Annotated in this window: 4 protein-coding genes; all 4 read left to right on the forward strand. The window is 37.4% G+C overall.

The window, feature by feature from the left end; genetic code table 11:
* The first annotated feature begins 9 nt into the window (after positions 1 to 9).
* Positions 10 to 738 (forward strand): LysM peptidoglycan-binding and 3D domain-containing protein, encoded by a 729-nt coding sequence (locus AC06OU_RS07010; RefSeq protein WP_169360178.1) that lies wholly within the window; start codon positions 10 to 12, stop codon positions 736 to 738.
* 422 nt (positions 739 to 1,160) lie between these two features.
* Positions 1,161 to 1,925, forward strand: a complete 765-nt coding sequence (locus AC06OU_RS07015) for a YqjF family protein (protein ID WP_475854907.1) — start codon at positions 1,161 to 1,163, stop codon at positions 1,923 to 1,925.
* 765 nt (positions 1,926 to 2,690) lie between these two features.
* The gene (locus tag AC06OU_RS07020; RefSeq protein WP_475854910.1) at positions 2,691 to 7,070 is read left to right on the forward strand and encodes a S8 family serine peptidase; all 4,380 of its coding nucleotides are present in this window, start codon (positions 2,691 to 2,693) and stop codon (positions 7,068 to 7,070) included.
* Positions 7,071 to 7,200: 130 nt separating this feature from the next.
* Positions 7,201 to 7,770: a hypothetical protein gene (locus AC06OU_RS07025; protein ID WP_475854908.1), complete on the forward strand. Its 570-nt coding sequence runs from the start codon at positions 7,201 to 7,203 to the stop codon at positions 7,768 to 7,770.
* Positions 7,771 to 7,816: the final 46 nt, after the last annotated feature.

The following is a 7,816-nucleotide window of genomic DNA, read 5'->3' on the forward strand; positions in this document are numbered from 1 at the left end:
ATTCATTTTATGAAAAAACACATTGTAGCACTAACTGCTATTGCGGCACTATCAGTAGGAACAGCAGGACAGGCTTCTGCATCTAGTGTTCACACGGTAGAAAAAGGTGACACTCTTTGGTCAATTTCACAAGAGAATAATGTCAGTGTAGAAAATATACAAGTATGGAACGATTTGGATTCAACAATTATATACCCATCACAACAATTACAGGTAGAGGAATCTACAGGAACTTATACAGTTGTTTCGGGAGACACTATCTATGGTGTTGCGGTTATGTATGGGATGAGCGTTACCGAACTAATGACAAGTAACCAACTTATAGATGACTTAATACACCCCGGTGATAAGTTAGTCGTTAGTGGAGATAAGGTGCAGCCACAAGTGAGTGCATCTCAGAGTTCAGCTAATAGCTCAACCCCTAGTAAACCAGCAGCATCAACGGACGTAAAAGAATTAACCGTAACCGCTACTGCATACACTGCTTCCTGTGAAGGCTGTTCAGGAATTACTTCAACGGGGATCGACTTAAATGCGAACCCCAATCAAAAAGTGGTTGCAGTAGATCCTACTGTCATACCTCTTGGTTCCAAAGTTTGGGTTGAAGGTTATGGGGAAGCCATTGCTGGAGATATTGGAGGCGCAATAAAAGGAAATAAGATAGATGTTTACATGCCTTCTTATAATGATGCGATTAACTGGGGTCGTCAGTCGGTGAAAGTTAAAATACTTGACTAAAGTTTTAAAGATAAACAAAAATATTATTTTATTGGTTAAAAGAGGAATATTATAGGTAGGTATTTGTTATTCAAAGGATAATAATTACACATAAAGTAATTTCAAACCCTTTTATTCCATATTAATTACTAAATGTAATTAATTACTAGTAAATAAAAATGCTCATAATGGGTATAATATTGGTATGAGAAACAGTTGATAGCTGAAGAAGATCTCCCTTCGTCTTTCTCATCCGATTTTATATAAAAAATCGGGCCCCACTGTTGAAGAAGTGGGGCTTTTTTTATATTAAAAATTAAACAAGATAAGTATATTGATTGGAGTAATTAGATATTAAATAAATCGATACCCTAAATCACGAATAATTTAAACTCAGCAGGGTACTTATACAGAATAATAAATGTTAATGAGGTGATAAAAGTATGAAATATCACTCAAAAATAAAAGAAGGTGGTTGGGATGACAGTCACCGTCAGTGGCCGCTTCCAAGCCTGCCCTGGGTAATGCAACAAACTTGGAACGATCTCTTATTTGCACACTACCCGATTAAAATGGATAAACTACGAAGCTTAGTCCCAGAGGCCTTAACAATTGATTCTTTTGATGATGTCGGATGGATTGGCATTGTTCCTTTCCAAATTACCAAAAGCAGGATGAAGGCAGTACCCCCGATTCCTGGAATATCAGCTTTTCCTGAACTTAATGTAAGAACGTACGTCTCAGTAGATGGTAAGCCAGGTGTGTATTTCATAAGCATGGATACCACCAATTTACTGGCGGTGAGTGGAGCAAGAACCTTATATCATTTGCCTTACGTAGTAGCTGATATGAATGTCAGTTATAAAGAGGAATTTGTAAATTATGATAGTAAAAGATTAGATGATAGTGGAGCTCTTTTAAATTGTAGCTATAAGCCAATTTCAGATCCTTATTATCCACAAAAAGGTTCATTTGACGAATGGATGGCTGAACGCTATTGTCTATACACGGTAAATGGAAGTGAAGAAGTCAAACGGTGTGACATTTTGCATGAGCCATGGCAATTGCAAAAAGCTGAAGCAAATTTTAATTTGAATACAATGTTATCTCATCAATCTATTTTTGTAGAAAACAATACACCTATTCTTCATTTTTCTAAGAGGAAGAAGGTCCGTATATGGCCACTTGTAAATCCCTATAAGGAATAATGTGTAAGGAAGCAAATAACTCCATTTGCTTCCTTTTTTGTGTTTTTTTAAAATGTCGGATTCTCTGCAAAATAGTGGAAATGTTTAAAAGGCACTATTCACGCAAAAAGAGTTGTTTAGAAAAATAGTTAAACATTAATTCATGTTGGGTATTAAGTAACGATTAAAAAATGGTTCTTAATAATCGTTGTAAATAATTAAAACTCATAAGAAACCTTTCATATATGCCCTTTTTTAATTTAATAATGAAAAGTATATATACCTAGAAGATATCAAATGGAGTGATTAAGCAATAAAAAAGATTACTTTTTAGGTTAATTTATTCATTTTTCAGAATAAACTAATTCTTACTGAAATTTTAAAATAATCTTGTCCTTTGAGAATAAAGGGTTTAAGAATTTTTTTTAAAATTTTGTATCTCCAAAAAAGATCTAAATACCTATAAAAAATAAGCGTAAAGTAGGCGTATACAATCAAATTGGAATATTTGAACTAGTTAGCGTCAAAATTCGACAAAAATCCTTTGGATTATAGTATATAGTTGTAAATACATCAAGAGCTTTTGTTCAGACACCATGGAATCTGTTTACCTAAACTTACAATTAGGAAAGGGGGAAAGGGTGTTTTTGTGTTTCCTATGTGGTAAAGAACCTAGATTAGTAGGAGTAAAAGATCCAGCTAAAATCAGAGGAGGAATGAAAGTTGAGTAGGAGCAGTAGACGAACTAAACGAAACAAGGCCGTTAGTATCGCAGCAACTTTACTTATGACATTTTCACTGATCGCTCCCAATGTAGTTAGTGCAGAAGCTAATAATAAGTTGCACCAGTCATTGAGAGAATCGAGTCCAAACAGTATTTCTGTGAAGGATAAGATGAGTAGTAGATTATTAGAAAGTTTTAAAGAAGAAGAGAAAGTTACCTTCTTGATAAAATTTAAGGAAAAGGCTGACTCGGCAAAAGTAGCTTCAGAGGCTAGAAAAAATGCCGAGTCAAAAAATCTTTCCGCTCATAACACGAAGCTGATTCAGAGGTCAGCTGTTGTGTCAGAACTAAAAACCACTTCCATGGAATCACAAGAAACCGTGATGGAGTTTCTTGAACAAGAAGTTTCCAAAGGAAATGCTAGTGATTTAGAATCTTATTATATCGTAAATGGAATGTCTGTAACAACGACAAAAGAAATTGCAGAAAAAATTGCTACCTTTCCTGAGGTAGAAAAAATCCTTCCAAATGAGACACGTCAGCTGTTTGTTACTAAAACTAAAGACGCAGTAGCACCTAAAGCTGAGGTTGCAAATGTGGAATGGAATATTGACCGAGTTAAAGCACCACAAGCCTGGGAAATGGGCATTGATGGATCTGGTACTGTAGTCGCAAGTATTGATACGGGTGTTCAATGGGATCATCCAGCCCTAAAAGAAAAATATCGTGGGTACAATAAAGCAACAGGTCAAGTATCACATGACTTTAACTGGTTTGATGCAACCTCTTCAGCAAGTCCAACACCTTTCGATGATCAAGATCATGGAACGCACGTAACTGGAACGATGGTAGGTAGTGAGCCAAACGGTTCTAATCAAATTGGTGTTGCTCCAGGTGCTAAATTCATTGCTGTTAAAGCATTTACAGCTTCTGGTGGCTCTGACGCTGATTTATTAGAAGCTGCACAGTGGATATTAGCTCCTACTGATGCAAGTGGAAATACACGAGTAGATTTAGCTCCAGATGTTGTCAACAACTCATGGGGTGGCGGAGCAGGACTAGATGAGTGGTACCGCGATGTTGTAATCAACTGGCGTGCTGCTGAAATATTCCCAGAATTCTCTGCAGGAAATACTACGTTTACTAACCCAGGTGGGCCTGGTTCAGTAGCGGCACCATCAAACTATCCTGAGTCTTTCGCAACTGGCGCAACGGATATTAACAATATAGTTGGAAGTTTCTCTCTTCGCGGTCCATCTCCATATGCTGAGATTAAACCTGACATTTCAGCTCCAGGAGTCAACATTCGATCTTCTATCCCTGGTGGCGGATATGAAGGTGGTTGGAATGGAACTTCTATGGCAGGACCAGCTGTATCTGGTGTTGCTGCATTACTTAGACAGGTAAATGCAAATCTTACCGTAGATCAAATGGAAGAGATTTTATTAAATACAGCTATTCCTTTAACAGATACCCAATATACAACAGTGCCAAACCATGGCTATGGATATGGTTTAGTAGATGCTGAAGCTGCAGTGTCTTCTATTCTTACTGGACTTGGTACTTTAAAAGGACAAGTAACTAAAGAGGGCGAAGACAACGCAGCGCCTGTACTTGAGCACTCTGCTCCTGTTGAAACCTATGAAGGTATGGCATTAACATTAACTGCAAATGTAACAGATGATATCAGCGTATCTTCTGTAGTTTTAAACTACCAAGATGAAAATGGAGCTTGGCAACAAATCGAAGCTGGGCGTTCATCTGGTGACTATAAGTCCGGAGTATATACAGTAGTAGTCCCTGGAGATCTAATAACAGGTACTTCCTTTAAATACACTTGGACAGCAACTGACTTTGGTAACAATGAAGTAACAAGTGAAGAATATACAGTACAAGTAAAACCAGGTATTACAGTAGGGTACACAGAGGATTTTGAAGCACAACCAACTGGATGGTATTCTTTTGGAAACCAAAACAGCTGGGAGTGGGGTGTACCAACATCTGGTCCTGGAAACGCTGCCTCTGGAGAAAAAGTATATGCTACTAATCTAAAAGGTCAGTATGCAAATAATATGAACGCAACACTTGTGGCACCTCCAATTGATTTGCCAGAAGGAAATTCATATCTTCAGTTCAAGCAGTGGCATAATTTTGAACAAGCTTCATCTGGTACAGCTTGGGATTATGGACATATAGTTGTTTCTACTGACCAAGTAAACTGGACACAGTTACTAAGGGTTACAGGAATATCTACAGCATGGGGAGATGTAGAGGTAGACCTTTCTGAATATGCGGGTCAACGTATCTATCTTGGATTTAATGCATTTTCTGATGGAAGTGTACAAAGAGACGGTTGGTATATTGATGACGTAGCTTTAACGGATGTTTCTCAAACTGGTACTGTTTCAAAAGGAAAAGGCAACAACAAAGGCAACACAGCTATCACAGGTGGTAAAGGAAATGATAACCAAAAAGATATCGATGTGAAAAAAGCACCGGTAGATCCAAATAAAATTAAGCCTGTTTTACCTGAACTAAAAGCGGCACCTCCAGTAGTGGAAGATACAAATGCTCCTACATTGCTACCACTTGGTGCTCAAGTGAGCGTACTTGAAACAAATCGCTCTGTATATACAAACCCGGCCGATGGTTCATATTCCATGACCCATGCAGCAGGTACATTTACAGTGAAAGCAGAAGCTTATGGTTTCGAATCTGAACAAAAATCAGTAGTGATTGAGGCAGATGAAACAGCAACTGCAAACTTTACTTTAGACGAAATTGAGCAAAGCACTATTAGCGGTACAATTACAGACGCTTCTACAGGAGAAGGAATTGCTGGTGCAACTATTCTTCTAGTAGAGGATGCTAATATCACGCCAGTAGTTACTGATGAAAATGGTAACTATGAGATTACTGCATATGTTGGAGAGTACACGTTAAAAGTTATTGCTCGTGGCTACCATGGACAAGAAGTTCCGGTTTCTATTGATGGCGAGCCGATTACTAAAGACATCGCTTTAGAGCCATTTTACACTTACCCTGGTGGGGAAATTGGTTATGATGACGGAACTGCAGAAAATGCAAGAGCATTTAACGCAGCTGGAAATGCTTGGTCTGTAAAAATGTCACTTCCTGAAGGTAAAGAAAGTGGAATTGTAACAGATGGAGTATTCAGATTCTGGACAACTGAATGGCCTGTACCAGGTGGAACAGCATTTGCTGTAGAAGTATGGGATGCAAGTGGTGTTGATGGAGCGCCAGGTAAAATGATCGCTGGTCCTGTTAATGCAACTGCATTACGTAATGGAGAGTGGACAGTTGTAGACTTAACGGAACACAACATCGTTGTAAATGGAGATTTCCATATGGTATATCGCCAAACATTTGCAAACCCTAACACTCCAGGTTTAGCTACAGATGAAAATGGAACAAATGCTGGCAGAAGCTATCAAGGAGTTTCTGGTGCATGGACACCTGCACCTGCTGCAGAGGGTAACTACATGATCCGAGCTCGTGTAAGCTACGAGGTTGTAGGTCCAGTTATCACTTCTCCAGCTGAAGGTTTAGTTACTAATGAAGAAGATATTACAATAGAAGGATCAGCATCACCAACTACAACTATCGAGTTGAAGCAAAATGGTGAAGTAGTAGGATCAACTGAGGTTGGTAATGATGGTAAATTCTTACTTGATGCAGTATTAACAGAAGGTGAAAATGAATTTACAGTTGTTTCTGTCTTGGACGGACGTGAAACTGGGGAATCTGCTCCTGTAACAGTGATACTAGATACCGAAAATCCTGAACTGGTTATTACTAAGCCAGTCGATGGAGAGAAAACAAATCGTGAAAGCGTAACTGTTGAAGGTACTATAGCAGATGCTAATCTTGAATATGTTCATGTAAATGGACAACCTGCAGCAGTAACTAACGGTAAATTCTCTAAACGTATTCTTTTAGAAGAAGGTTTAAATGAAATTACGGTAGAGGCGAAGGACAGAGCAGGAAACGTGGTAACTAAGACAATTAAGGTTACTGCTGATTCTATTGCTCCAGAAATTTCTAACCTAAAACCGGCAACGGATTTAAATCTTAAAACTGGTCGAAGTGTTAAAATTGAATTTGACAGTGAGTCTGGATTAAAACCTACATTTGTTATTCATATGCCACTTACAAATGTTGGAGATGTACAAAATGCTACAGAATTACCGATGATGGAAACTGGTAATGGTCATTATGTTGGTTATTGGACAGTGCCAGCAGATACAGTAGCAAATGGAGCAGTAATCGAAGTAATAGCAATTGATGGCTTTGGAAATGAAACGCGTCAAAAAGCAGCAGGTAAATTGTTTATTAATGTTGATGCTCCAACCTCTTCACAACCAGCAGTTGAAAAACCAGCTGAATTAGAAGAGCCTGTTAAAGAAACAGAAGAGAACTAAGAAATATTTAACACAAAAAGTCAGTGAGACAACCTCACTGACTTTTTTGTTTTTTAAAAAATATTCATAACATTTGGTAAAATATGATAATATTAAATAAAAGCAAATTATGTAAACAAAGGGGTTAGGTATGAGAAGAGAATATAATATAAAACATATTTTTTTAGTAATTGCTGCATGCGTGGTTTTATTTTCACCAATTTATATTTTATTAATGCCAAATATTGTAGCCGATACTATCTATTATGATAGAAACTCGTGGCTTACTTATGTACCATCTATTAATTATTGGGTATTGGGGATAAGTGTTTTTACGTTTGCTTTGTGCTTTGTTCTTCTGGGATTATTAAAAAGTTGGAAGATTTCTATTCCAACTGCATTAATTGCTTTTGCTTTAAGCGTGGTAACGTTTTATTATGCTTCCTTGTCATATATTTCACTTAATGAGGACCAAATTTCTTATAGAAAAATGTTTTCAACAAAAAAAGAAATTTATCAGTGGGAAGAGTTAAATAAGGTTTCCTATTATATGGTAGACGAAAAATCTGAGGAACTTCCTTATTACAGCTTTTACTTTAATAATGGAGAAAAGTTTACGATTAAAGAGAACACTCATGTATTAGATGTAGCATCAAGCATCAGGTGGAGGGTAAAGGCAGCTGAGGTTCCTATTGAGCATGTAGAAACTTGGAATGAATAATAGCGGTTATGGAATTATGATTATTTGTTATCGATGTTTTCCTTTT

Source organism: Psychrobacillus sp., assembly GCF_056205495.1.

Bases quoted from the DNA above. Each gene is read 5' to 3' on its own strand.
- AC06OU_RS07025 (WP_475854908.1), top strand. From the start codon at position 7,201: ATGAGAAGAGAATATAATATAAAACATATTTTTTTAGTAATTGCTGCA.
- AC06OU_RS07010 (WP_169360178.1), top strand. From the start codon at position 10: ATGAAAAAACACATTGTAGCACTAACTGCTATTGCGGCACTATCAGTA.
- AC06OU_RS07020 (WP_475854910.1), top strand. From the start codon at position 2,691: ATGACATTTTCACTGATCGCTCCCAATGTAGTTAGTGCAGAAGCTAAT.
- AC06OU_RS07015 (WP_475854907.1), top strand. From the start codon at position 1,161: ATGAAATATCACTCAAAAATAAAAGAAGGTGGTTGGGATGACAGTCAC.